Source organism: Mycobacterium sp. ELW1 (assembly GCF_008329905.1).
GTDB lineage: Bacteria > Actinomycetota > Actinomycetes > Mycobacteriales > Mycobacteriaceae > Mycobacterium.
Genome location: NZ_CP032155.1, coordinates 4942470 through 4966745 on the forward strand (window position 1 = coordinate 4942470; position 24276 = coordinate 4966745).

A 24276-nucleotide genomic window follows, 5' to 3' on the forward strand; every position below is an offset into this window, starting at 1 on the left:
CGCCACTCGAGTATTGCCACCGGCGCCACGGGTCGAAACGCTTCGCGGGTCGTGCGCCTAGCCTCGACGGTATGGAAGAACTCTCCGATGACGCGGCCGCGTTCCTCTCCGAGGGCACTCGCACGGCCAAACTCGCCTATGTCGCGGCAGACGGCAGGCCGCTCGTTGCCCCGGTGTGGTTCATCGTCGACGGCGGCCAGCTCGTCTTCAACACCGGAAAGGCGACCGCCAAAGGCCGCGCGCTGAGCCGCGACCCACGGGTCGCGATCTGCGTCGACGATCAGGAACCGCCGTTCTCGTTCGTTCAGGTTCAGGGCACCGCGTCGCTCAGCGAGGATCCCGACGAATTGCTCGACCTCGCGACCCGGATCGCGGCCCGCTACATGGGCGCCGAGCGCGCCGAAGAATTCGGCAGGCGCAACGGCGTGCCGGGCGAATTGGTCGTGCGGGTGACCCCGACGAAGGTGATCACGGCGTTCGACGTCGCCGACTGATCAGAAGAACGGGTTGCTGTTCTTCTGGTGTTCGGCGTCCTGGGGGCGCGGGCCGAATCGGGCGATGTAATCCTCTTCGACGCGGGCGTTCTTCTGCCGCTTGATCACGTCGACCAGATTCGGATCCAGGCCGTGCACGGCGAGCCGATGCCGCCGCCAAACTTTGTTCAGCGCAAGCGAAATCGCGAGCGTCCACAGATAGAGCGGCACCGTCATCTCGGCGTGCACGTAGACAGAGTTGTTCTCCACCGGCAGCAGCCAGAACGGCGCCAGGAGGAAGAACGGCGGGATCGCCGCTTTGAGCATGAACCGCTTGACGGCGCCGGGTCCCGCGAGATCGTTCGCGACCCATTCCCGCATGGAATCGGGCAGGCGTCGGAACCCGTACGAGTACATGATGAGTTGGCCCAGATTGGGCCGATCGGCGGACGTGGCATCCTCCTCGGGTAGCGGTTTCCTACCCGTACCCTACTCGCCGTCGCGCGCGACAATTTCGGTTGAGCTGAGGCGTTGATCACCCTGCCGGCGCCGTGCTTTATGCCGGTACATGTCGACATCGGCGTCGCGGATGAGTTCGGCGGCGTCCGCTGTCCGGCTGCGTGCCCACCCCACCGACGCCGTCAGTGTCACCTCGCCGCCCTCGACGGGATACGTGCCGCTGACCGCAGTCCCCACGTCCTGCACCAATCGCTCGACGATGGACGCGCTGACGTCGTCGACGACCAGGACCACGAACTCGTCGCCGCCGATACGGTAGACCGCATTGGGCGACGCCACCGCCCCGGCAAGCTGTTGGGCGGCGGCCTCCAGAACGGCATCCCCAGCGGCGTGGCCGTGCGAATCGTTAACCTTCTTGAATCCATCGAGGTCGATGAACAACGCGGCCACGCAGTCGCCGGGGTGGGCGGAGCGATGTTCGGCGATCCGAGCTACGAGCGAGTGCCGGTTGTACAGGCCGGTGAGCGGATCAGTCACGGCGCGGTGGGCCAGTTCGACTTCGGTGTCCTTGCGGTCGGTGACGTCCTGAAGCTGGGCGATCACGACGTCGGCACCGCCGTGTGCGCGGGGCGCCAGCACCGCGGCGCGATGCACCCAGATGATGGCGCCGTCGCTCCTGACATAGCGGACCTCCGTGTCGATCTGATCCACCGAGCCGGATAGCAGCTCGCGCCAATCCTGTTCTGCCACAGCGAAATCATCAGGGTGGATGCCGTCGTAGTAGTTGAGAGCCGCCTCCTCGTGCGGCCGGATCCCCAACAGCTCGCGCAGCGCCGAGTTGATGTAGAGCGCCTGTCCGTCGGTGGTGAACACGGCCTTTCCGAACGGCGCGTTGTCCATGCTGATCTCGAACAGCCGCTGAGCGTCATCGCGGGCCCTCTCGGCCTCGACCCGCGCTGTCACATCAGCCACCTGCACGTACAACCCACGCACCTGCCCGTCGACCACGTCCGGCAGGTAGGAGGCCTGGACATGACGGACAGCGCCGGTGTGGTCGGTCAGGGTCTTCTCGAAAATCTGATCCTCGCCTGCCATTGCGGCGTAGACGTGCGGCAGGCTCGCCTCGCCGAGGTCTCCGGTCAGCAACTCGGTGATGTGCATGCCGCGGATCTCGGCGGCAGTCTTACCGAAGAACTGTCGGTGAGCCTCATTGGCGACCACATTTCGCAGATCGCCGTCCCAGTACGCCACCATGGCCGGCAATTTGTCGATGAGCTGCCGCAGTCGATCGACGTCACCGAACTCATCGGTGTCCGACATGGCATATCCCTCCGGCAATCGACGCGGACCCTCACCAGAGAATGTTTCGCCAGCATCCGCTCCAGCCCAAACAGGCTACGGCCAACGCCGGCAAGGGGGCCAGATGTGCGGACTTCGGCAGGGCCTGCCGGCGAAGGCGCGCCATTGACGATCGTCGAAAACTGTGGAGCTAAGGGGAATCGAACCCCTGACCTTCTCGATGCGAACGAGACGCGCTACCAACTGCGCTATAGCCCCTTGGTCGGTAGCAGGCTACCAGTCGCAGCCCGCCTTACCGAAACCGGCGACCTACTGGCCTGCCGCCCGCGGCAGGTCGAAGTGCCGCGCGAACGCCACCTCGTCGAGGTGCTCGAAGATCGGGTCCTCATCGTCGATGTCCAGCACCGCGGCACCGGGACGGCGCAGCCGGGACGGTACGACGTCGAATTCGCGGTCCTGGGTGTTCTCGACCCCGAGCCGCGAGCGTGCCATCCGCTGCTGGCGACGCCGGCGCACCTGCTCCTCGATCCTGGTCTGACGACGCAGGTAGCCCAGGTACAGCACTGTCACGGCACCGGCCACACCGGTGACCCACCACAGATCGGAGCTGACGGTGAAGGACAGCACTGCCGTGACGACCATGACCGCGGCCATCGCCATCAGCATCCGCTTGCGGAAGCGGTACTTGCGCGCGCTGACCGCCGCGGCCGTCGTGGACTCCGAACGACGCGGCCGGCTCGCCCGCGGCGTCACGGTCGTCGCAGGCTCGTCCTCGGCCTCCAGACCTGAAGTGTCCTCGACATATTCGTATTCGTCGTCGGTGCCGTCCTGCGGCTGATCCTCGGTGACCGCCTGGAACTGATCGGTGTCATCGCTCGCGGGCGCGGTGTCGGCCTGCTCGTCGCTGGTCTCGTCGCTGGTCTCGTCGGTCTCCTCGACCTCCGCCACGGGTTCGGCCACCACCGGCGCCGGGGCTTCGTCGAACAGGCTCGGCTGGACCTGGGCGCTGCGGGCGGTGCCTCCGACCGGCAGTGCGCCGGAGTCCTCGTCGACCACGTCGACGTCGAGGTAATCCGACTCGGCCTCTTCGGTGACCGCGGCCACCACAACGACCGTGCGGGTGCGCGACGGCGTCACCTCGTCGTCGGAGTCCAACTCGTCGAACTGGTCCTCTTCGGGCTGCCAGTCCGGGTCGTGCCGATGACCGGCCGACGGGCCGCTGCGCTTGAACCGGCGCGACTTCTCGCCGCCGTTGAGCACTCGGGTGGCGAGCGCGACGTCACTGGTCCGGCGGACGTTGTCACGCTTGCTGATGAGCATCGGGACCAACACGAACAACCACAGCACCACAAGCGAAATCCAGAGCAATGATTGGGGGATGCTTGGCATGGTGGCCTGCTCCTTTCGCGTCCAGGCTAGGTCCGTGACCTTGGCAACCCGGGACGGCGCGCCGGAGTCAATTACACACTTGTAATTTGCCCTTGACAAGCACCAACAGCCACAAATGTCACATTAGTAACAAGTCGCCTCGGCGATCACGCCCAGTGCGCCAGCCCGCGGTGCACCAGCCGACCCGTAACCGAGCCCTCGACCTCTTCCACTGTCATCCCCACCAGCAGGTGGTCGCGCCACGCGCCGTCGACATCGAGGTACCGCTCCAGCAGGCCCTCCTCGCGGAACCCGACCTTGGCCAGCACCGCGCGACTCGCCGCATTCTCCGGGCGCACCGTCGCCTCCACCCGATGCAGGCCGACCGGCCCGAAGCAGTGGTCGAGCCCCAGTGCCAGCGCACCGGTGGCCACCCCCGCGCCGGTGACGGCACTGGACACCCAGTAACCGATCCAGGCTGAGCGCAACGCCCCGTGCGTCACGTTGCCGATCGTCAGCTGACCGCTGAACTGCCCGTCGAGTTCGATCACATACGGCAGCATCCGGCCCTTGCGCGCCTCCGCCCGAAGGCCCGAACACACCGGCGGCCAAGACGAAACCGCGTGCCGCACAGTCCAATCCACCTCAGCCGTCGGCTCCCACGGCTCGAGGTAGCGGCGGTCGGCCAAGCGGATGCGGCTCCACATCGCCGCGTCGCGCATTCGCACCGGCCGCAATCGGATGACCCCGGCGCCCACCCGCAGCGGACCGACGGCAGCGGGCCAGCCCGGGTGCAGGGAACTGTTTCGCCACAAATTCACTTCTGCTCCGCGGTTCAGCCTCGTTGCGCCAGGAACGCGACGTCGACGACCTCACCGGTTCGGACCTGATCCAGCTCGGTGGGCACCACGACCAAGCAGTTGGCCTCGGCCAGCGTCGCCAGCAGATGTGACGACGCACCGGGGGCGCCGCCGAGCGCCTGCACCAGATATTCGCCGGTGTCCTGATCGCGCATCAGCTGTCCCCGCAGGTAACCCTTCCGCCCGGGCACCGACGAAATCGGCGACAACGCCCGGGCCTGCACGACACGCCGAAGCGACTGGCGCTTGCCCAGCGAGAGCCGAATCAGCGGACGAACCATGACTTCGAAAACCACCAGCGCACTGACCGGGTTCGCCGGCAACAGGAACGTCGGGACCCGTTCGCGACCCAGCTGACCGAAGCCCTGGACCGACCCCGGATGCATGGCGATCCTGGTGACTTCCATCTCGCCGAGCTTGGACAGCACCGCGCGCACACCCTCGGCCGCAGCCCCGCCGACCGCACCAGCGATCACCACCAACTCGGCACGGTTGAGCTGACCTTCGACCGCCTCGCGCAGCGCCTTCGGATCGGTGCTGACAATGCCGACCCGATTCACCTCGGCACCGGCATCGCGCGCCGCGGCCGCGATCGCATAGGAGTTGACGTCATACACCTGGCCATTGCCAGGAGTCCGGGAGATGTCGACCAACTCGCCGCCCACACTCATCACGGTCACGCGGGGACGCGGATGCACCAGCACCCGCTCGCGGCCGACCGCCGCGAGCAGTCCGACCTGCGCGGCGCCGATCGTCGCCCCGGCACGCACCGCGACGTCGCCGGGCTGCACATCGTCACCGGCCCGGCGGACGTAGGCGCCCGACCGGACCCCGCGCAGCACCCGCACCCGCGCCTGACCGCCGTCGGTCCAGCGCAACGGCAGCACTGCATCGGCCAGTGTCGGCATCGGCGCACCGGTTTGCACCCGGGCAGCCTGTTTGGGCTGCAGCCGGCTCGGGGTGCGCGCGCCCGCCTCGATCACACCCATCACCGGCAGGCTGATCTCGGCGCCCTGCTCGTCGTCGGAATCGCCGCCCAGACCCTGGACATCCACGCTGCGGACCGCGTAGCCGTCGATGGCGGCCTGATCGAAACCGGGCAGCGGATGCTCGGTGATCACTTCCTCGGCGCACATCAGGCCCTGGGACTCGGCGATCGGCACCCGTACCGGCCGTGGCGCCACCGCCGCGGCCGCCACCCTGGCCTGCTGTTCCTCTACCGAACGCACCGCGCGCCTTTCTGCCTCGAGCTCCGGTCGCGCGGGCCCGCCGCAGCTTCTATTGTTCGGTCTTGTCGGCCAGGCCCAGGCGTGCCGTCAACCATCGCCGCAAATCCGGGCCATAGTCGTCACGATCCAAGGCAAAGTCAACCGCAGCCTTCAGGTAGCCGCCGGGATTTCCCAAGTCGTGTCGAGAGCCGCGGTGCACCACGACATGCACTGGGTGCCCCTCCTTGATCAACAACTCGATGGCGTCGGTCAATTGGATCTCACCGCCGACACCCCGGTCGACGCGGCGCAGCGCGTCGAAGATGGCCCGGTCCAACAGATAGCGCCCGGCCGCGGCATACAGCGACGGCGCATCCTCGGCCTTCGGCTTCTCCACCATGCCCTTGACCCGCATCACGTTCGGGTTGGCCGCATCGGGCACCGTCTCGACGTCGAACACACCGTAGGCGCTGACCTCGTCCTCGGACACCTCGATGGCGCACAGCACCGTGCCGCCCCGCTTGGCGCGCACCTTCGCCATGGTCTCGAGCACACCGGTCGGCAACACCAGGTCGTCAGGCAGCAGCACCGAGACCGCGTCCTCGTCCGGCGACAGCACCGCTTCCACACAGCCGACCGCGTGGCCCAGACCCAGCGGCTCGTGCTGCACCACCGACTCGACCTTGATCAGCGCCGGGGCCCGGCGCACCTTCTCCAGCATCGCCTTCTTGCCGCGGGCCTCCAGCGTGCCTTCCAGCACCAGATCCTCGACGAAGTGGGCGACCACGCTGTCTTTGCCTTCAGAGGTGACGATCACCAGCCGCTCGGCGCCCGCCTCCGCGGCCTCCTCGGCGACGAGTTCGATACCGGGCGTGTCGACGACAGGCAGCAATTCCTTGGGCACGGTCTTGGTGGCGGGCAGGAATCGCGTTCCCAATCCGGCCGCGGGGACGATCGCTGTGCGCGGAATCGGGACCTCTGGCGGCCTCATCGTTCACACCCTAACGGCAACATGTTGGTCCTTCACTCTGGCGCAATGCAGTTGCGCGCTGACATGGTGGACGGCGTGCTCGCCGGTACTAAAGCCCAACACCGGGCTGCCCTGTTGGCGGCGCGCCGGGAAGTGTCCGACGAGGTGCGGGCGGCAGAGGCAGTGGCGCTGTGTGCGCACCTCGAGGAGTTCGTCGGCCGGGACGACACGGTGTGCGCCTACCTCCCGGTGGGCACCGAGCCGGGTTCGCCGCAGCTGGTGGACCGGCTGCGCGAACTGTGCGCCCGAGTGCTGTTGCCGGTGACGCGCACCGGTGCCGACGGCCAACCACTCGCCCTGTGCTGGGGTGTCTACGTGCCCGGCAAGCTGGTCGCCGCGCGATACGGGCTGCTCGAGCCCGCCGAGCCGGTGTTGCCGAGCGCGGCCCTGGGCGAGGCGGACCTCGTGCTCGTGCCGGCCCTGGCGGTGGACCGCCGAGGTGTGCGGCTGGGTCGCGGCGGCGGCTTCTACGATCGCTCGCTGCCGCTGTGCCAACCCAGCGCCAAGCTGGTCGCGGTGGTCCGCGACGTGGAGCTTGTCGACGAACTGCCCAGCGAACCTCATGACATCCGGATGACCCATGTCCTCACCCCCAAACACGGTCTTTGTGCGCTGGCCGACACTGAGTGAGGCCACTCGGCATACGATGCACCCGGACGCTCCCCCTCGAAGGGTTTTTTCCCCATTTCGTCGCGGCGTTCCCCCGGCGCGGCTTGGGGGAATGATACGTGCCACATGGCGGTTCTAGCACTTGGCACGGTAGAGTGCTAAAAGACCAAGTCTCGTTCCGGAGGTTCAAGTGCCGACCTACAGCTACGCGTGTACCGAGTGCGACAACCGCTTCGACGCGGTGCAGGCGTTCACTGACGACGCGCTGACCAGTTGCCCCGAGTGCTCCGGCAGGCTGCGCAAGCTGTTCAACTCGGTGGGCGTGGTCTTCAAGGGCAGCGGCTTCTACCGCACGGACAGCCGCGAAGCAGGCAAGAGCAGCAAGTCGGAGTCGACCTCGTCGTCCTCCACGTCGACGTCGGAGAAGTCGTCGAGCTCCAGCGATTCGTCGAGTTCATCCAGTTCGTCGAGTTCGTCGTCGTCCTCCGCGCCGGCCGCCGCGGCATCGAGCTAGCACACCGAGCTCCATTGGGGCGCAAGGTCTTCCGCGCGATCAGGACGCCATTCCAGCCGAGTTTTGGTTGTCCCCGAATTCGACCGAAAAGCCGACCAGTTCACTGCTCTCGTCCTTGACGGGGCGGATACGAACCTGCTCCACCGACCCGTCGGCCGCCTTCTCGTCGAACGCGGGGAACGGCTCGTCGAGCAGATCCGACGCCCGCAGTTCGGCCATGGTGTCCGGAGTGACCCCGATCAGGTCCCAGATGTGACGTCCGGCCACTTCTCCCCCGGTGGAGCTCAATGTCTTGTCGAAGGCGGCACTGGACGCGACGACGGTGCCCGCCGGGTCCATGAACGCGACAGCGGCGTCGGGTGCGTAGCTCTCGGAGAGCCGGTGGGCACGCAATTCCAGCGACATCGGCACCGACAGATTTTCGGCGGCCCTCGCGGAAGCCAACTCTGACAACGCATTTGGTACCTGCTGGGCCGGCATCGGGCGCCCGAACAGATAGCCCTGCGCCAGCTTGCACCCCATGGTCCGCAACAGCTCGGCCTGCCCGGGCGTCTCGACCCCCTCTGCCACGACAGCCAGGCCCAAACTGTGGCCCAGGCTCACCACCGCGTGCACGATCTTGCGGCTCTGGCGGTGGGTCTCCATCGCCGTCACGAAGCTGGCATCGATCTTCAGTTTGGAGAACGGCAACGTGCTGAGCCACGTCAAGCTCGAATAGCCGGTACCGAAATCGTCCATGGCGATCATGCAGCCGAGGTTGATCAGGCGGTCGAGCGTGCGTCGCGGCTGGGTCAAATCGTCGATGAAGCCCGACTCGGTGACTTCAATGTGCACGCGGCTCAACGGAAATGACGAATCCATTGCCGCTTTGCCGATTCTGGTCGCCAGCTCGGGGTTGCGCAGCTGGGTCGGCGAGACGTTGAAGCCGAGGAACAGATGGTGCGGCCAGTCCGCCGCGGCCGAAAATGCGGTGCGCATCTGCTGATCCAGCATGCGATCGAGCAGCCCGAACCGGTCCGCGATCGGAATGAACCGATCGGGGGCGATGTAGCCCTCCTCCGGATCGTTCCATCGGGCGAGAACCTCGAATCCCAGGACATGGCCGTCGTCCAGGGACACGATCGGTTGGAAGAACGGTTCCACCCCGCCGGCAGCAAGCGCCGCCAAGAGTCTGCGCGCGAGAAGCTGATCGGCGTTCACCACTGCGCCTCCTCTCCCCAGCACAGGCGCCGAACTACAGCTGGATACGGTACAGGCAAACCTCATTTAGGTCGTCCAGAAAGCATGAAGACGCCGCCTGCAAACAATGCTCCGCCGCCGGCGGCAGTTGTCAACAGGCCAGGTGCGACGCGAAACCACGATCGGTGCCCGCGCTCTACGGTTGCGCCATGGGCGAGTCGCTCAACCCCACGCTGCCGAGCCGGATCCGGCACCTGCTCCGGCCCGACTTCACCCGCACCATCCTGGCGCGCCGGGTCGTGGCAGGTGCGCTGGTCGTTCTCGCCGGCATCGCCGCGCTGCGGCCCGACCCCGACCACCACCGAACCGACGTGGTGGTCGCAACACATGACCTCACCCCGGGGCTGGCTTTGTCGGCCGACGATGTCGCGGTGGAGAAGCGTTCTGCCGCAACGGTTCCCGACGGCGTCCAGATGAGAGTCGATGACGTGGTCGGGGCGACCCTGGCCGGGCCGGCGCGACGTGGAGAGGTGCTCACCGATGTCAGAGTGCTCGGCTCACGCCTGACCGGGCTCAGCGCCGGACCCGACGCGCGGGTCGTGCCGCTGCACCTCGCCGATGCGGCGGTGCTCGACGTGATCCGGCCCGGCGACATCGTCGACGTCATGGGCGCCGCGGATGCGGGCGGCGACGCGAAGCCGATGCTCGCGGCCACCAACGCCGTCGTCGTGCTGGTTTCGCCGAAGCAGAAGGCGGCCGGCGCCGGCGACGACCGGGTCGTGTTGGTGGCGTTGCCCGCGGCGGGCGCCCACGCTCTGGCGGCGGCAACGCTTGTGCAGACCGTCACTCTGACGATCCACTGAGCTATCCGGCAGGCGGTGCGGGCTCCGGGGTGGGAGTGGGCAGCACTCCATTTCCCCTGCCTGGCAGTACTACCCTTCGAGATCTCGGGGCAGAGAGTGAAAGGGGCAATACCGTGTTGAAGGGATTCAAGGAGTTTCTCTCCCGCGGCAACATCGTCGACCTGTCGATCGCGGTGGTGATCGGCACCGCGTTCACCGCGCTGGTCACCAAGTTCACCGAAAGCATCATCACGCCGCTGATCAGCCGGATCGGTGCCGGCAAGGACACGAGCTACGGCCTGCTGCGCATCTCGATCGGCGGTGGGCAGGCCATCGACCTGAACATCCTGCTGTCGGCATTGATCAACTTCGTTCTTGTGGCTGCCGTCGTGTATTTCTTCGTCGTCGTGCCCTACAACCGGCTCCGGAAGAAGGGCGAGGTCGAGCAGGCCGGCGATACCGAGTTGAGCCTGTTGACCGAGATTCGCGATCTGCTGGCCGACGCAAGCGGAACAGCCAAGAAGACCACCGGCCCGGGAACCGGCCCGAGCCCCGACACCGCAGAGATGACGAGCGCCGACAAAGACTGACGACGCGCGAACAAAATGGCCCCCGGCGTGAGCCGGGGGCCATTTTGTTGACGTGCCAAGGGAGTTAGTTCATGTTCCAGGGTTCGCCGTAGGTGGTGACGCTGTCGCCGGCCTTGGAGATCAGGCGGGCGAAGGGGCGCAGCAGCACGCCGCCGGCCGCGCCGGTGACGGTGCCGTGGGCGTTGGCCACCGCGACCGAGCCGTTGGGGCCTTCGACGTCGACGGAGAACGTGGCGACTTCCTGGATACCGGGGCCGTTGCCCAGGTCCGCGGAGATCGACACACCCGGGAACAGGTTCGGGGTGATCACCGAACCGAGCGGGTTGAAGCCCGTCGGGGAGATGTTGGCGTCGTCGAGCAGGATGTTGGGGGTGGTGTAGCTGAAGTTGATGCCCACACCCAGCGACCACGGGAAGCCAACCTGGTAGCCCAGCTCCAAGGTGCCCGCGAACTCATCGGCACCCGGGCCGACCACGCTGTAGACAGCCTTGCCGGAGTGGAACCACTCCCGAGTCAGCCGGTTGCGGTCCAACGGGAACACACCATTGAGGAAGGTGTCCCACTGCTGCACCGTCATCGTCCGGCCACCGCCGTCGACCAGACTCAGCTCATTATCCAACCCTGCGTGCGAGGTACCTGTCCCGACGAACAACGCCGCGACGGCAGCGATCATCGCCACCAGTACCCGACCGATTACCTTCATGTTCTCCCTAGCTATGTCGACGGCTGACCCGAGGGCTAACCGAGTGTGTTTTCGTGCTCGGGGTCACAACATGCTGACACCGCCCACGGCGTACAGCAGTTCAATGAGAGTCCCTCACACACCGCTCTTACGCTCTGCTCATCGTTGACACGAGGAACATAACGGGATGACATCGGGGCGGCAACGCATAGCGTCTCCGTGCGCCGAACCGGTGTTTGCGCGGGGAAGTTTGCTGGAAAGAAAGCCCCGGTTAACCGGGAACTGATTCCGTTGAGCGGAAACGGGCGCGAACCGGGCGCGCCGGCCATCCGATGGGAACCGCCGGCCAACGTCGCGGTATGGCCGGACCTGCCGATCACCACCTGCTGATCATCCGCCGTGGTGCGGCGGGACGTTATCCCGCAACCACTCGTCCCGGTCGTCGCGGTCGCGATTCGAGTCCGGATCACGCTCGTCGGAGGACTCCTGAGGCAACTCGGAACCGAAAATCTTGTTAACTGCGATTCGGTTCTCGCGCGGACTGCTCATCACAGAAACCTAAGATTGTGATAAAGATCACAATCTTGATATTTGTGCAGTTCACAGGGTGTTAACACAACGCCTCCGACCCCGGTGGTGATGCCCATAATTGACGTTACGCCGCGGTAATAATTGCCCGCCGGCGCGCCGAAGGAAGCTTGCTTAGATCTCGAGGCTGGACAGCTCGCCGATGACATGCGTTGCCAGCGGGTTCAGCGTCGCCATCCCGTCGCGGACCGCGTATCGCGATCCGGCGATGTTGACGACCAATGTGCTGCCGGAAATCCCGGCCAGACCACGTGACAAGCCCGCGTCGGTGATTCCCGCGGACAGCCCGGAGGCGCGCAACGCCTCGGAGATGCCGAGCAGTTCACGGTCGAGGATCGTCCTGGTGGCTTCCGGCGTCACGTCGCGCGGGGTCACACCCGTACCGCCCACCGACACCACGAGATCGACACCACCGATCACGGCGGTGTTGAGCGCATTCCGGATCTCGACCTCGTCGGCGGACACCGCCACCACACCGTCCACCACGAAGCCCGCCTCGGCGAGCAGCTCGGTGACCAACGGTCCGCTGTGGTCCTCCTCATCGCCGTGGGCCGTGCGATCGTCAACGACGACGACGAGCGCGCGCCCCACCAGCTCCCCTGGCTGTTCCATGGATGTCACCGTATATCTGCCCTGCGACAGACCGGCAGCCGCACCGCTCACTGTCATGGGATGTTCACCCACCACCCGGATCATTGGGCGGCCTTTCCGAGCGTGACCTGCACGGTGCGATCGGCGCCCGACGGGTCCTTGTAGGTCAGCGTCACCTGATCCCCGGGGGCCCGCGACCGGACTGCGGCGACCAGGGCGTCGGCGCTGCCGATCACGCGGTCATCGACCTTGGTCACCACGACGCCGTTGGGCAGTCCGGCGGCCGCGGCTGCGCCACCCTTGGTGACATCGACGATTTTCGCTCCGTGTGTCGTGGTGTCATTGCTGACCTGGACACCCAGCGACGCGTGGGTGGCCGTGCCGGTGCTGATCAGCTCGTCGGCGATCCGTTTGGCCTGGTCGACCGGGATCGCGAAGCCCAGTCCGATCGAACCGCTCTGGGCGTCGGGCGAATCTCCGCCCATCGTCGCGATCGCTGAGTTGACTCCCACGAGCTCGCCGCTCATGTTCACCAGTGCACCACCGGAGTTGCCCGGGTTGATCGCGGCGTCGGTCTGGATGGCGTCGAGCACCGTGTTCTGGTTGTTGGCATCGCCACCGGTGGCGACCGGGCGGTTCAGTGCACTGACGATGCCGGTGGTGACGGTGCCCTCAAGCCCGAGCGGTGAGCCGACCGCCACCACGTCCTGGCCGACCCGCAGGTTGGCCGACGAGCCCAGGCTGATGGGCGTCAGGCCCGACACTCCCTGGGCCCGGACGACGGCGATGTCACTGGCCGGGTCGGTTCCCACCACGGTGAAGGATGCGGTGCGACCGTCGGCGAATGTCACCGTGGTCGTCGGCGCACCGCCCGGACTCGCGCTCGGGCCGCCGGACGGCGGAGCGCCCGGGCCACCCGGTGCGAGCGGGATGCCCGGCAGGCCGGGGATGGACGGCGCGGCGGGGGCGGGCGCCGGGCCGCCACCCTTGGCCGCGGCGACGACGTGGTTGTTGGTCAGGATGAGCCCGTCGGAGGACAGGATGATGCCCGACCCTTCCTCGGATTGGCGGCCGAACTCGGTCTCGAGCTTGACGACGCTGGGGACCACCTTGGCCGCCACCTGCTCGACCGATCCCACCGGCAGGTTGGCCGCGGGCACGTTGGCTCCCCCGATGGGCGAACCTCCGAGCCCGGAGCCGACCGTCTGATGGTCCGGATGCGCGAGCAACACCACACCGCCACCGATCCCGGCCGAGACGACCGCGATCGCCAGCGCGCCTGCCACCAATGCCCCTGCGCGCGAGCGAGGGCGCGGCGGGATCGGGGCGTAGCCGACCGCGGTCGGCGGATTCCCTTGGCGTGCAGCCTGATACGGGTCGTACGGTTGCCGGTATTGCTGCTGGTGCGGCTGGGTGGCGTAGCGCCAGTCATACGGCTGCTGATAACCGGCTGTCCTCGGCTGGGGTGAATACCCCGGCGCCGCAGGCTGATTCGCCCCGGGAGGCCCGGGCTGCTGCGGCGGCGAGTACCTCGAGTGGTCGGTCATGTCGTCAGGTCGCTCTTCCTGTTTGCAAAATGCCTAAAACTGCTGACCACAGCTTGCCCTGCACTACTGAGAATCGACTGAGATAACACTCGGTCCAACGTTGGGTTTTTTCTCATGAAATCGCCGATCGCCATTGGTCCTGGCGATTGTGGCCGTGTTTTCGCTTTCGGCTGAATCGTCGTCTCCGTAGACGTCCGCGGAGATCGGCAGTCCCGGCAGAAGGACGAAGAACGACGTGCCCGGCGGCTGCCCGCCGGGGACCGTTTCGCCGATGCGGATCATGCCACCGTGCTTGACCACGACCTGTTTGACGATCGCCAGTCCCAGCCCGGAGCCCGGCATCGCCCGCGCCGACGCCGACCGGTAGAACCGCTCGAACACCAGACCCCGTTCCTGCGGGGGGATTCCGGGTCCGTAGTCGGACACCACGAGTTCGGCGTGGGCGGCGTCCACCTGGCGGAGCCGGACGCCGACGTGCGCGCCGGACGGGCTCCACTTCGCCGCGTTGTCAAGCAGATTGACCACCGCCCGGGACAGTCCGGCCGGATCGCCGTAGACCTGCCATCCGACGACGTCGACATCGAACTGAACATCGTTGCGGCGCCGGCGCGCGCGCTCCAGGCTCCGGTCCACGATGTCGCTCAGATCGACCGCCTCGTGGACCAGTCCGCCGGCATCCTCGCGGGTGAGGTCGACGAGATCGCCTACCAGAGTGGACAACTCCTCGATCTGCCCGATCACATCGGTCCGCAGGTCGGCCATCTCGCTCTCCGGCAGCCGCGGGGCACCCGGTTTCATCGACGCCATCAGCAACTCGACGTTGGTCCGCAATGAGGTCAGCGGCGTGCGCAACTCGTGTCCGGCGTCCGCGACCAGCCGGGCCTGCCGCTCCCGCGATTCGGTCAGCGCGCGCAGCATCGTGTTGAACGTCTCGGTGAGCCTGGCGAGTTCGTCGCTGCCGAACACCGGGATGGGACGCAGGTCGTCGGTGCGCGCCACCCGCTCGGCGGCCTCGGTGAGCCGGGCCACCGGGCGCAAACCGGTCCGCGCCACCATCCCGCCGGCGATCGCCGCGACCACGACGCCGATGCCGCCCACCGCCAGCAGGACCCATTTCAGTTTCGTCATCACCGCGTTGGTGGGTGCCAGGCTCTTGGAGATCAGCAGTGATCTGTTGTCGGGCAGGTGAACCGCCAGCACCCGCTGGTTTCCGACGGTGCGGCGAGACATCAGCAACTCACCGTTGATGACGGATTTCTCCGGCTCTCCGACGGGTAGCTTCTGCCCCTGCTGATTCGCGGTGTAGGTCGACCGGCCGGGGTTGACCAGCATCGCGTTGACGTCGGAATAGGCGGTGCCCTCGATGGCCTTGCCCGGGTCGGCGGCCAGCGATCCGCTGGCGATGAGCAGGCTCGCGCGGCTCTGCAGCTGGTTGTCGATGTCGGTGTAGAGCGCGGCAGACACCACGGCGTAGACCGCGACCGCCATCAGCACGACGACCATGGCCACCATGGACATGGCGAGCAGCATCACCCGCCATCGCAATGACAGCGATGACGTCGGCTCTTCCGGCGCCCGCTCAGCCCGCGCGCGCCGCCTCAGTGGTGACATCAGGGCGGTGTCTCACGCAGCACATAACCCACACCCCGCACGGTGTGGATCAGCCGCGGTTCTCCTTCCGCTTCAGTCTTCCGGCGTAGATACCCGACATATACCTCCAGCGCATTGCCCGAGGTCGGGAAGTCGAAACCCCACACCTCCTCGAGAATGCGGCTGCGGGTGAGCACCCGTCGCGGATTGGCGATCAGCATCTCCAGCAACGCGAACTCGGTGCGGGTCAAGCTGATGGCGCGTTTGCCGCGATGCACCTCGCGGGTCACCGGATCGAGCGTCAGATCGCCGAACGTCATCACCGCGGAATCGGACTGCTCCTCGGGGCCGGTCCGGCGCAGCAGTGCGCGCATCCGGGCCAGCAACTCTTCGAGGGCGAACGGCTTGGGCAGATAGTCATCGGCACCCGCGTCCAGACCGGCCACCCGCTCGGACACCGAGTCGCGAGCGGTCAGAACCAGGATCGGAAGATCGTCGCCCGTGCTGCGAAGCTGTCGACAAACCTCGAGGCCGTCCAGCCGGGGCATCATCACATCGAGCACGAGCGCATCGGGCCGGTCATTGGCGATCGCGTCGAGAGCTTCGACACCGTCCTGCGCCAGGTCTACGGAATATCCGTTGAACGACAGCGACCGGCGGAGCGACTCGCGCACAGCGCGATCATCATCAACGACAAGTATTCGCACAGCCACAGTCTCAACCCAACGCCTGAGATTGACCTGAGAGGCACGCCGCGCTAGCAGGCAATTCGCGGCTGGCGAACGGCGTCAGCGCTTGTCGAGATCGATCAGTCCGAGGCGCGCAGCCTTGAGCAACCGGCGGGGAACCTTGTGCTGGCGACCGCCGACGGAAACGTTGACCAGACCGGTGGCCTCGGCCTTCCACTGCGCGCGCCGACTGCGGGTGTTCGCGCGCGACATTCTGCGCTTGGGCACAGCCATGACGTGCTTCTCCTTGATCAGGGGTGTCGCCGCGCAGAGACTCTGACATGCCCGCGGCCAACAATTGCATCTCAGGATAGCCGCTCACCTGCGTCGGCTCCAAAACACCCGGGACGACTGGCCTCAACCCTTGACGGGGAACCGGCGGTCCCCAGTAACCTACCGGTTGGTTGGCCACTGAAGGGAAGACAGCGCGCGTGACAGATGCGGTGCGGATCGGTAACTGCTCGGGCTTCTACGGCGACCGTATCGGCGCGATGCGCGAGATGCTCACCGGCGGCGACCTGGACTACCTGACCGGCGACTACCTGGCCGAGCTCACGATGCTCATCCTGGGCCGGGACAAGATGAAGAATCCCGACCGTGGCTACGCCAAGACCTTCCTGACCCAGCTCGAGGAATGCCTCGGACTCGCCCACGAACGTGGGGTCCGCATCGTCGCCAACGCCGGCGGGCTCAACCCGGCCGGGCTGGCCGACGCAGTTCGCGGGCTGGCCGACCGGCTGGGCATTCCGGCAAAGGTCGCCCACGTCGAAGGCGACGACCTTCTCCCCCGCGCCGCGGACCTCGGGCTGGGCTCACCACTGACCGCCAACGCGTATCTGGGTGCGTGGGGCATCGTCGACTGCCTGCAGTCGGGAGCCGACATCGTGGTCACCGGCCGGGTCACCGACGCGTCGGTGGTGGTCGGCCCGGCCGCGGCGCACTTCGGCTGGGACCGCGCCGACTACGACCGGCTGGCGGGCGCGGTGGCGGCCGGCCACGTCATCGAATGCGGAGCGCAGGCCACCGGCGGTAACTACTCCTTCTTCACCGAGATCGCCGACCTGGGTCATGCCGGCTTCCCGCTGGCCGAGGTCCACGCCGACGGTTCCTCGGTGATCACCAAGCACTCCGGGACCGGCGGCCAGGTCAGCGTCGGCACCGTCACCGCGCAGCTGCTCTATGAGATCGGCGGCGCCCGCTACGCCAACCCCGACGTCACCGCCCGGTTCGACACGATCGCACTGTCCCCCGACGGCCCCGACCGCGTCCGCATCAGCGGCGTGCGCGGTGAGCCGCCGCCCCCGTCGCTGAAGGTCTCGCTCAACAGCATCGGCGGTTTCCGCAATGCGGTGACGTTCGTGCTCACCGGGCTGGACATCGAGGCCAAGGCCGCCCTGGTGCGCAGCCAACTGGAGTCGGCCCTGCGCGTGAAGCCCGCCGAGATGGGCTGGACGCTGGCACGCACCGACCACGTCGACGCCGATACCGAAGAAGCCGCCAGCGCACTGCTGAGCTGTGTTGTGCGCGACCCGGACCCCAAGACGGTGGGCCGCCAATTCTCCTCGGCTGCAGTTGAACTCGCGCTCGCCTCCTACCCCGGCTTCACCTCGACAGCACCGCCGGGCGACGGACAGGTCTACGGCGTGTTCACCGCCGGCTACGTACCCGCGAGCGATGTCGCGCAGATTGCGGTCCGACCGGACGGCAGCCGCACCGATATCGCCCCCGCCGCGACCACCCTGGAGCTGACGGGAGTCGAGGCCCCGCCGCTGCCCGAGCCACCGGCACCGGCACCGACCCGGCGGGTGCCGCTGGGCACGATCGCCGGAGCGCGCAGCGGCGACAAGGGCGGGGCGGCCAATGTGGGTGTGTGGGTACGCACCGACGAGCAGTGGCGCTGGCTGGCGCACACGCTGACCGTCGACAGGCTCCGTGAACTGCTCCCGGAGACAAGGGATCTCCCGATCACCCGTCATCTGTTGCCGAACCTGCGTGCGGTGAACTTCGTCATCGACGGCATCCTCGGGCAGGGCGTCGCCTATCAAGCACGATTCGACCCACAGGCCAAAGGCCTCGGCGAGTGGCTGCGAAGCCGGCACATCGACATCCCGGAAGAGCTTCTGTGAACATCTGGAACACCCCCGAACGTCAGCAGCTGCGGAAAACGGTGCGCAGCTTTGCCGAACGCGAGATCCTGCCCCATATCGAGGAGTGGGAGCGCGCCGGGGAGCTCCCCCGCGACCTGCACCGCCGCGCCGCGGCCGCGGGCCTGTTGGGCGCCGACCTCCCCGAGTCGGTCGGCGGTGGCGGCGGGGACGCCGCGGACTCGCTGATCATCTGCGAGGAACTGCACGAATCCGGCACTCCTGGCGGCGTTTTCGCCTCGCTGTTCACCTGCGGCATTGCCGTGCCGCACATGGCCGCCACCGGCGACGAGCGGCTGATCGAGACGTTCGTCCGGCCGACCCTGCGCGGCGAGTTGATCGGCTCGCTGGCGATCACCGAACCCGGCGGCGGCTCCGACGTCGGCCACTTGCGGACAACGGCCACCCGGACCGGTGACGAATACGTGGTCAACGGCGCGAAGACCTACATCACCTCCGGGGTCCGCGCCCATTACGTCGTCACCGCCGTGCGCACCGGTGGACCCGAACTTCCCGGAGCGGCGGGGGTTTCGCTGCTCGTCGTCGAGAAGGGCACACCCGGTTTCGACGTGACCAGACGGCTGGACAAGATGGGCTGGCGCTCCTCGGACACCGCCGAGCTGTCTTATACCGAGGCCCGGGTTCCGGCGGACAACCTCGTCGGCGCCGAGAACACCGGCTTTGCTCAGATCGCGCAGGCCTTCGTCTCCGAACGCATCGGCCTTGCGGCTCAGGCGTATTCGTCGGCGCAGCGCTGCCTGGACCTGACTCTGCAATGGTGCCGGGACCGTGAGACGTTCGGACGGCCGCTGATCTCCCGGCAAGCCGTACAGAACACTCTGGCCGAGATGGCTCGCCGCATCGACGTGGCGCGGGTGTATTCGCGCCACGTCGTAGAACGGCAACTATCGGGCGAGACCAATCTGATCGCCGAAGTGTGCTTCGCGAAGAACACCGCGGTGGAAGCCGGCGAATGGGTGGCGCACCAGGCCGTTCAGCTCTTCGGAGGGATGGGATACATGACCGAGTGCGAGGTCGAACGCCAATACCGGGACATGCGGATCCTGGGTATCGGCGGCGGAACCACCGAAATCCTCACCGGCCTGGCGGCCAAGGCACTTGGATACCAGGCATGACCGCGCTGAAGAGCACCCTCGACCCCACGGCACCCACGTACCTGGAGGCGGCCGAGGCGATGACCGCGAAGCTCGCCGAGATCGACGGCGAGCTGGCGAAAGCACTGTCCGGCGGCGGCCCCAAGTACGTCGACCGGCATCACGCGCGCGGCAAGCTCACCGCCCGCGAGCGCATCGAGCTACTGGTCGACCCCGATTCGCCGTTCCTGGAACTGTGCCCACTGGCCGCATACGGCAGCGACTTTCAGGTCGGCGCCAGCCTGGTGACCGGTATCGGCGTGGTGGAAGGCGTCGAGTGTCTGCTGGTCGCCAACGACCCCACCGTCAAAGGCGGCACCAGTAACCCCTGGACGCTGAAGAAGATTCTGCGGGCCAACCAAGTGGCCTTCGAGAACCGGCTGCCGGTGATCTCACTGGTGGAGTCCGGCGGTGCGGATCTGCCCACCCAGAAAGAGATCTTCATCCCCGGCGGTCAGATGTTCCGGGACCTGACCCGGCTGTCCGCGGCGGGCATCCCGACGATCGCGCTGGTGTTCGGCAACTCCACCGCCGGCGGCGCCTACATCCCCGGCATGTCCGATCACGTGGTGATGATCAAGGAACGCTCGAAGGTGTTCCTGGCCGGGCCACCGCTGGTCAAGATGGCCACCGGCGAGGAGTCCGACGACGAGTCGCTCGGCGGGGCCGAAATGCACGCCAGGGTATCGGGTTTGGGCGACTACCTCGCCGTCGACGAAGTCGATGCCATCCGGATCGGCCGGCGCATCGTGGCACGGCTGAACTGGACGAAGCAGGGGCCGGCACCGCGCCCGGTCATCCCCCCGCTCGCCGATCCCGATGAGCTGCTCGGCATCGTGTCCGCTGATCTGCGAATCCCGTTCGATCCACGCGAGGTGATCGCGCGCATCGTCGACGGCTCGGATTTCGACGAGTTCAAAGCCATGTATGGACCGTCGCTCGTGACCGGGTGGGCAACCCTGCACGGCTACCCGGTGGGCATCCTGGCCAACGCCCGCGGCGTGCTGTTCAGCGAGGAGTCGCAGAAGGCCACCCAGTTCATCCAGCTGGCCAATCGATCCAACACGCCACTGCTGTTCCTGCACAACACAACCGGCTACATGGTCGGCAAGGCGTACGAGGAAGGCGGGATGATCAAGCACGGCTCGATGATGATCAACGCGGTGTCCAACTCGCGCGTCCCGCACATCTCGCTGCTGATCGGCGCGTCCTACGGGGCAGGCCACTACGGCATGTGCGGCCGCGCCTACGATCCCCGCTTCCTGTTCGCCTGGCCCAGCGCCAAATCCGCCGTGATGGGCGGTGCCCAACTGGCCGGTGTGTTGTCCATCGTCAACCGCGCGGCCACCGAAGCCCGCGGCGGCGTCGTTGACGAGCAGGCTGACGCCGCGCTTCGGGCTGCTGTCGAAAGCCAGATCGAAGCCGAGTCGCTGCCGATGTTCCTCTCCGGCCGCATCTATGACGACGGGGTGATCGATCCGCGTGACACCCGCACCGTCTTGGGAATGTGCCTGTCCGCCATAGCCAATGCACCGATCGAGGGGACGTCGAACTTCGGCGTCTTCCGGATGTGAGTTAGTGATGAGCGCTTGCGCGAAGAACAGAGGGCCGAAGTGATCACTAGAGTTCTCGTTGGCAACCGTGGCGAGATCGCCCGCCGCGTAATCGCCACCTGTCGCCGGCTCGGCATCGGCACGGTGGCGGTCTACACCGAGCCGGACGCCGAGGCACCGCACGTCGCCGAGGCCGACGCCCGGGTGCGACTCGAGGGCGCTCGATCCGATGTCGCCGGCCCAGCGGCTCCGGCAGGCTACCTCGACGCAGCGCAGCTGATCGCCGCCGCGCGGGCCGCCGGCGCTGACGCGATCCACCCCGGCTACGGATTCCTCTCGGAGAACCCTGATTTCGCGAAGTCCGTCATCGATGCCGGACTGGTCTGGATCGGGCCGCCGGTGGCTGCCGTCGCATCGATGGGTTCGAAGATCGAAGCGAAGAAGATGATGTCCGGGGCCGGGGTTCCGGTCCTCGAGGAGCTCGACCCGGAGACCGTCACCGCAGCCCAGTTGCCGGTATTGGTCAAGGCGTCGGCCGGCGGCGGCGGCCGCGGCATGCGGGTGGTGTCCGAGCTGGCCGATCTGGCCGGTCAGGTCGCCGCCGCGCAGCGCGAGGCCCAGTCGGCGTTCGGCGATCCGACGGTGTTCTGCGAGCGGTACCTGCCGACCGGCCATCACGTCGAGGTGCAGGTCCTCGCCGATCAGCACGGCACGGTCTGGGCCGTCGGCGAGCGGGAATGCTCCATCCAGCGCAGGCACCAGAAGATCATCGAAGAAGCACCCTCCCCACTGGTCGAGCGCGTTGCGGGGATGCGGGAGAGGCTGTTCGACGCCGCCCGGCTGGCGGCCGGCGCGATCGGCTACACCGGCGCGGGCACCGTGGAGTTCCTGGCCGACGAGAACGGCGAGTTCTACTTCCTGGAGATGAACACCCGCCTTCAGGTCGAACATCCGGTCACCGAACTCACCACCGGCCTGGACCTCGTCGAGCTGCAGCTGGCGGTGGCCGACGGTGAGCGGCTCGGCGAGCAGCCCCCGGCCGCCCGCGGCCATTCGATCGAGGCCCGCATCTACGCCGAGGATCCCGCCAAGAACTGGCAACCGCAGGCCGGCCGCATCCATCGGTTCGAGGTGCCCGGTGTGACAACCACTTTCGGGCTGATCGCCGATACCGGGATCCGACTGGACTCCGGAATCGACGGCCATGCGACGGTGTCGATCCACTACGACCCGATGCTGGCCAAGGTGATTTCGTACGCCCCTACCCGACGGCGTGCCGCCCAGGTGCTCGCCGCCGCGCTGGCCGGCACCCGGCTGCACGGCATCCGGACCAACCGCGACCTGCTCGTCAATGTCCTTCGCCACCAGGGCTTCCTGAACGGCGCCACCGACACCGCGTTCTTCGACACCCACGGCCTGCCCGAGCTGTCTCGGCCGCTGGCCGACGACCGTGCGACGCGGCTCTCGGTTGTCGCCGCCGCTCTGGCCGACAGTGCCCACAATCGCGCCGGCGCACGGGTACTCGGCGAGATTCCCAGCGGCTGGCGCAACGTCGTGTCGGGCAATCAGGTCAAGAGCTACTCGGTCAGCGAGCTGGAACACCACATCAGCTATCGATTCACCCGTGACGGGGTGGTCCTGCCCGACGATCCGGGGGTGACGGTGTTGTCGGCGCAGCCCGGTCAGGTCGTGCTGGCCGACGACGCGGGGGTCGCCATCGCATTCAGTGTGAGCCGTTATGGCACAGAGGTATTCGTCGACTCGCCACTGGGCCCGGTCGCGTTGAGTGCCGTCCCCAGATTCCCCGAGCCGGGTTCGACCGTCGAGAAGGGATCGTTGCTGGCACCCATGCCCGGCGCGGTGATCCGGCTCGGCGCCGCCCTGGGTGACAGCGTCACGCTGGGCCAGCCGCTGGTCTGGCTGGAGGCGATGAAGATGGAACACACGATCACCGCGCCCGCCGATGGCGTGGTGACCCAACTGGAGGTCAGCGTCGGCCAGCAGGTCGACGTGGGGACCGTCCTGGCCCGGGTGGAGAGCCCGACCGACACAGAAGGAGAGCTGTGACCGCCTTGAGTACCGACACCGGCTTCATCGAGAGCGCCGAACGCCAGGAGCTGCGTAAGGCGGTCGGCGCGATGGCGGCGAGCTACGGCTCGGACTACTACCTGGCCAAAGCCCGCGCGGGTGAGCACACTGACGAATTGTGGTCCGAGGCGGCCAAACTCGGCTTCGTCGGGGTCAACCTTCCCGAGGAGTACGGCGGCGGCGGCGCAGGCATGTATGAGCTGTCCCTGGTCATGGAGGAGATGGCCGCCCACGGCTGCGCGCTGCTGATGCTGGTGGTGTCACCGGCGATCAACGGGACCATCATCAGCAAGTTCGGCACCGACGACCAGAAGAAGCGCTGGCTGCCCGGTATCGCCGACGGGTCGATCACCATGGCGTTCGCCATCACCGAACCCGACGCCGGATCGAATTCGCACAAGATCACCACCACCGCGCGCGCCGCGACGGCAGCGACTGGGTTCTGTCCGGCCAGAAGGTCTACATCTCCGGCGTCGACCAGGCCCAGGCGGTGCTGGTCGTCGGCCGGACCGAAGAAGCGAAGACCGGCAACCTCAAACCCGCGTTGTTCATCGTGCCGACCGACACCCCAGGCTTCAGCTTCACCAAGATCGATATGGAGATCGTCAGCCCGGAAAGCCAGTTCCAGGTGTTCATCGACGATGTCCGGTTGCCCGCCGATGCGCTGGTCGGTTCGGAGGACGCCGCGATCGCGCAGCTGTTCGCCGGCCTGAACCCGGAACGAATCATGGGTGCGGCCAACGCGATCGGTGCGGGACGCCACGTGCTCGGCAAGGCGGCCGAGTACGTCAAGACCCGCCAGGTGTGGAAGACGCCGATCGGTGCGCACCAAGGTATCGCGCACCCGTTGGCGCAGAACTACATCGAGATCGAACTCGCCAAGCTGATGATGCAGAAAGCCGCCGCGCTCTACGACGCCGGCGACGACTTCGGCGCCGCTGAAGCGGCCAACATGGCCAAGTACGCCGCGGGCGAGGCGTCCACCAAGGCCGTCGACCAGGCCGTGCAGTCCCTCGGCGGCAACGGACTCACCAAGGAGTACGGCGTCGCGTCGATGCTCACCGCGTCCCGGCTGGCGCGCATCGCTCCGGTAAGCCGGGAGATGATCCTCAACTTCGTCGCGCAGACTTCGCTCGGCCTGCCGCGGTCCTACTGATGACGCGGCGGGCAGGAGCGAAGC

General features: G+C 67.1%; 23 protein-coding genes, 1 tRNA gene and 1 pseudogene. 10 read left to right on the forward strand and 15 right to left on the reverse strand.

Features of this window, described 5'->3' with window-relative positions; all coding sequences use genetic code 11:
* The first annotated feature begins 71 nt into the window (after positions 1-71).
* Entirely contained in the window at positions 72-494 is a 423-nt protein-coding gene (locus D3H54_RS23535) for a PPOX class F420-dependent oxidoreductase (protein WP_149381654.1), read from the forward strand.
* On the opposite strand, the gene D3H54_RS23540 is transcribed toward D3H54_RS23535, so the two are convergent.
* From D3H54_RS23540 to D3H54_RS23570, 7 genes are all read right to left on the reverse strand, one after another.
* The gene (locus D3H54_RS23540; protein WP_286199318.1) at positions 495-905 is read right to left on the reverse strand and encodes a DUF5313 domain-containing protein; all 411 of its coding nucleotides are present in this window, start codon (positions 903-905) and stop codon (positions 495-497) included. It lies immediately after the preceding gene.
* A gap of 57 nt (positions 906-962) precedes the next feature.
* On the reverse strand, positions 963-2252 hold the full coding sequence (locus tag D3H54_RS23545) for a sensor domain-containing diguanylate cyclase (RefSeq protein WP_149381658.1): 1290 nt from the start codon (positions 2250-2252) through the stop codon (positions 963-965).
* 164 nt (positions 2253-2416) lie between these two features.
* Positions 2417-2489 (reverse strand) — tRNA-Ala (locus D3H54_RS23550).
* 51 nt (positions 2490-2540) lie between these two features.
* Complete coding sequence (gene sepX / locus D3H54_RS23555) at positions 2541-3620, reverse strand: divisome protein SepX/GlpR (RefSeq protein WP_149381660.1); 1080 nt, start codon at positions 3618-3620, stop codon at positions 2541-2543.
* A gap of 146 nt (positions 3621-3766) precedes the next feature.
* Entirely contained in the window at positions 3767-4420 is a 654-nt protein-coding gene (locus D3H54_RS23560) for a GNAT family N-acetyltransferase (protein ID WP_149381662.1), read from the reverse strand.
* A 14-nt stretch (positions 4421-4434) separates the two neighbouring features.
* Positions 4435-5688: a molybdotransferase-like divisome protein Glp gene (gene glp / locus D3H54_RS23565; RefSeq protein WP_149381664.1), complete on the reverse strand. Its 1254-nt coding sequence runs from the start codon at positions 5686-5688 to the stop codon at positions 4435-4437.
* A 49-nt stretch (positions 5689-5737) separates the two neighbouring features.
* Positions 5738-6658: a UTP--glucose-1-phosphate uridylyltransferase gene (locus D3H54_RS23570; protein ID WP_149381666.1), complete on the reverse strand. Its 921-nt coding sequence runs from the start codon at positions 6656-6658 to the stop codon at positions 5738-5740.
* 45 nt (positions 6659-6703) lie between these two features.
* Between D3H54_RS23570 and D3H54_RS23575 the strand changes: the two genes are divergently transcribed.
* Both D3H54_RS23575 and D3H54_RS23580 read left to right on the forward strand, forming a co-directional pair.
* The gene (locus D3H54_RS23575; protein ID WP_432246392.1) at positions 6704-7327 is read left to right on the forward strand and encodes a 5-formyltetrahydrofolate cyclo-ligase; all 624 of its coding nucleotides are present in this window, start codon (positions 6704-6706) and stop codon (positions 7325-7327) included.
* A gap of 169 nt (positions 7328-7496) precedes the next feature.
* Positions 7497-7820 carry an FmdB family zinc ribbon protein gene (locus D3H54_RS23580; RefSeq protein WP_149381670.1) on the forward strand — a complete coding sequence of 108 codons (324 nt, stop codon included), beginning with the start codon at positions 7497-7499 and terminating at the stop codon, positions 7818-7820.
* Positions 7821-7859: 39 nt separating this feature from the next.
* Here the strand turns inward: D3H54_RS23580 and D3H54_RS23585 are convergent, their stop codons facing one another.
* Positions 7860-9023: a sensor domain-containing phosphodiesterase gene (locus tag D3H54_RS23585; protein ID WP_168214951.1), complete on the reverse strand. Its 1164-nt coding sequence runs from the start codon at positions 9021-9023 to the stop codon at positions 7860-7862.
* Between the two features lie 185 nt (positions 9024-9208).
* Between D3H54_RS23585 and D3H54_RS23590 the strand changes: the two genes are divergently transcribed.
* Both D3H54_RS23590 and mscL read left to right on the forward strand, forming a co-directional pair.
* Positions 9209-9862, forward strand: coding sequence for an SAF domain-containing protein (locus D3H54_RS23590; RefSeq protein ID WP_149381674.1), 654 nt, complete (start codon positions 9209-9211; stop codon positions 9860-9862).
* Positions 9863-9975: 113 nt separating this feature from the next.
* A complete protein-coding gene (mscL, locus tag D3H54_RS23595) occupies positions 9976-10431 on the forward strand; it encodes a large-conductance mechanosensitive channel protein MscL (RefSeq protein ID WP_149381676.1) in 456 nt (151 codons plus the stop codon).
* A 64-nt stretch (positions 10432-10495) separates the two neighbouring features.
* Here mscL and mspA read toward each other — a convergent pair whose 3' ends face one another.
* The 7 genes from mspA to rpmF all read right to left on the reverse strand — a co-directional run bounded on the left by mspA (position 10496) and on the right by rpmF (position 16391).
* Complete coding sequence (mspA, locus tag D3H54_RS23600; RefSeq protein WP_149381678.1) at positions 10496-11134, reverse strand: porin MspA; 639 nt, start codon at positions 11132-11134, stop codon at positions 10496-10498.
* Positions 11135-11503: 369 nt separating this feature from the next.
* Positions 11504-11662 carry a hypothetical protein gene (locus D3H54_RS31310; RefSeq protein WP_168214952.1) on the reverse strand — a complete coding sequence of 53 codons (159 nt, stop codon included), beginning with the start codon at positions 11660-11662 and terminating at the stop codon, positions 11504-11506.
* Positions 11663-11815: 153 nt separating this feature from the next.
* On the reverse strand, positions 11816-12370 hold the full coding sequence (locus D3H54_RS23605) for a MogA/MoaB family molybdenum cofactor biosynthesis protein (protein ID WP_149383707.1): 555 nt from the start codon (positions 12368-12370) through the stop codon (positions 11816-11818).
* Between the two features lie 23 nt (positions 12371-12393).
* A complete protein-coding gene (locus D3H54_RS23610; protein WP_149381680.1) occupies positions 12394-13839 on the reverse strand; it encodes a S1C family serine protease in 1446 nt (481 codons plus the stop codon).
* A 63-nt stretch (positions 13840-13902) separates the two neighbouring features.
* Positions 13903-15450, reverse strand: coding sequence for a HAMP domain-containing sensor histidine kinase (locus tag D3H54_RS23615; RefSeq protein WP_149381682.1), 1548 nt, complete (start codon positions 15448-15450; stop codon positions 13903-13905).
* Complete coding sequence (locus D3H54_RS23620) at positions 15450-16136, reverse strand: response regulator transcription factor (protein ID WP_036346178.1); 687 nt, start codon at positions 16134-16136, stop codon at positions 15450-15452. The genes D3H54_RS23615 and D3H54_RS23620 overlap by 1 nt, the downstream gene beginning before the upstream one ends.
* 81 nt (positions 16137-16217) lie before the next feature.
* The gene (gene rpmF / locus D3H54_RS23625; protein ID WP_005139771.1) at positions 16218-16391 is read right to left on the reverse strand and encodes a 50S ribosomal protein L32; all 174 of its coding nucleotides are present in this window, start codon (positions 16389-16391) and stop codon (positions 16218-16220) included.
* A 209-nt stretch (positions 16392-16600) separates the two neighbouring features.
* On the opposite strand from rpmF, the gene D3H54_RS23630 reads away from it, so the two are divergent.
* The 5 genes and pseudogenes from D3H54_RS23630 to D3H54_RS23650 all read left to right on the forward strand — a co-directional run bounded on the left by D3H54_RS23630 (position 16601) and on the right by D3H54_RS23650 (position 24252).
* A complete protein-coding gene (locus D3H54_RS23630; RefSeq protein WP_149383708.1) occupies positions 16601-18283 on the forward strand; it encodes an acyclic terpene utilization AtuA family protein in 1683 nt (560 codons plus the stop codon).
* Complete coding sequence (locus D3H54_RS23635) at positions 18280-19437, forward strand: acyl-CoA dehydrogenase family protein (protein WP_149381684.1); 1158 nt, start codon at positions 18280-18282, stop codon at positions 19435-19437. The genes D3H54_RS23630 and D3H54_RS23635 overlap by 4 nt, the downstream gene beginning before the upstream one ends.
* Positions 19434-21029, forward strand: a complete 1596-nt coding sequence (locus D3H54_RS23640) for an acyl-CoA carboxylase subunit beta (protein ID WP_047332038.1) — start codon at positions 19434-19436, stop codon at positions 21027-21029. Before D3H54_RS23635 ends, D3H54_RS23640 begins: the two co-directional genes overlap by 4 nt.
* 39 nt (positions 21030-21068) lie before the next feature.
* On the forward strand, positions 21069-23075 hold the full coding sequence (locus D3H54_RS23645; protein ID WP_149381686.1) for an acetyl/propionyl/methylcrotonyl-CoA carboxylase subunit alpha: 2007 nt from the start codon (positions 21069-21071) through the stop codon (positions 23073-23075).
* A gap of 71 nt (positions 23076-23146) precedes the next feature.
* A pseudogene (locus D3H54_RS23650) lies at positions 23147-24252 on the forward strand (acyl-CoA dehydrogenase family protein).
* The last annotated feature ends 24 nt before the right edge of the window (positions 24253-24276 follow it).

Bases quoted from the DNA above. Each gene is read 5' to 3' on its own strand.
- D3H54_RS23545 (WP_149381658.1), bottom strand. From the start codon at position 2,252: ATGTCGGACACCGATGAGTTCGGTGACGTCGATCGACTGCGGCAGCTC.
- D3H54_RS23640 (WP_047332038.1), top strand. From the start codon at position 19,434: ATGACCGCGCTGAAGAGCACCCTCGACCCCACGGCACCCACGTACCTG.
- D3H54_RS31310 (WP_168214952.1), bottom strand. From the start codon at position 11,662: ATGAGCAGTCCGCGCGAGAACCGAATCGCAGTTAACAAGATTTTCGGT.
- mspA (WP_149381678.1), bottom strand. From the start codon at position 11,134: ATGAAGGTAATCGGTCGGGTACTGGTGGCGATGATCGCTGCCGTCGCG.
- D3H54_RS23610 (WP_149381680.1), bottom strand. From the start codon at position 13,839: ATGACCGACCACTCGAGGTACTCGCCGCCGCAGCAGCCCGGGCCTCCC.
- rpmF (WP_005139771.1), bottom strand. From the start codon at position 16,391: ATGGCTGTGCCCAAGCGCAGAATGTCGCGCGCGAACACCCGCAGTCGG.
- D3H54_RS23535 (WP_149381654.1), top strand. From the start codon at position 72: ATGGAAGAACTCTCCGATGACGCGGCCGCGTTCCTCTCCGAGGGCACT.
- D3H54_RS23615 (WP_149381682.1), bottom strand. From the start codon at position 15,450: ATGTCACCACTGAGGCGGCGCGCGCGGGCTGAGCGGGCGCCGGAAGAG.
- D3H54_RS23605 (WP_149383707.1), bottom strand. From the start codon at position 12,370: ATGACAGTGAGCGGTGCGGCTGCCGGTCTGTCGCAGGGCAGATATACG.
- sepX (WP_149381660.1), bottom strand. From the start codon at position 3,620: ATGCCAAGCATCCCCCAATCATTGCTCTGGATTTCGCTTGTGGTGCTG.
- D3H54_RS23590 (WP_149381674.1), top strand. From the start codon at position 9,209: ATGGGCGAGTCGCTCAACCCCACGCTGCCGAGCCGGATCCGGCACCTG.
- D3H54_RS23575 (WP_432246392.1), top strand. From the start codon at position 6,704: ATGCAGTTGCGCGCTGACATGGTGGACGGCGTGCTCGCCGGTACTAAA.
- D3H54_RS23570 (WP_149381666.1), bottom strand. From the start codon at position 6,658: ATGAGGCCGCCAGAGGTCCCGATTCCGCGCACAGCGATCGTCCCCGCG.